This is a genomic window from Pseudoalteromonas sp. RB2-MNA-CIBAN-0110 (assembly GCF_040309305.1).
Classification (GTDB): Bacteria; Pseudomonadota; Gammaproteobacteria; order Enterobacterales; family Alteromonadaceae; genus Pseudoalteromonas; species Pseudoalteromonas arctica.
This window is the reverse complement of the sequence record NZ_JBEOOQ010000289.1, coordinates 1-245: the sequence shown is the minus strand read 5'-3', so window position 1 is coordinate 245 and position 245 is coordinate 1. Positions and strand designations below refer to the sequence as shown.

At 41.6% G+C, this 245-nt stretch carries 1 protein-coding gene; it reads right to left on the bottom strand.

Annotation, left to right across the window (positions count from 1 at the left end; genetic code table 11):
• Positions 1-245, bottom strand: a 245-nt coding sequence (locus AAEY68_RS21525; protein ID WP_502935724.1) for an MBL fold metallo-hydrolase, incomplete at both ends; no start/stop codon positions are given.

Genomic DNA, 245 nt, shown 5'->3' with positions numbered 1-245 from the left:
CCTCTAGCTTATCGTTAAATGCTTGCTGATAAAGGGCAAAGTCAGTTTTTACTTGCTGATGGGTAATTAATTGCGCATCGGGGTAAAAGTGCTGCATTACAGCCATCCCCAGCAAATGATCGTCATGAAAATGAGTGGCCACTAAGTAACACAAAGGTGTTGTTAAGTGCTTTTTTAAATCGCTAGCAAGTTGTTCTACTGCAGCAAAGTTGCCGCTGGTATCTACTAACAGTGCGCATTTACTA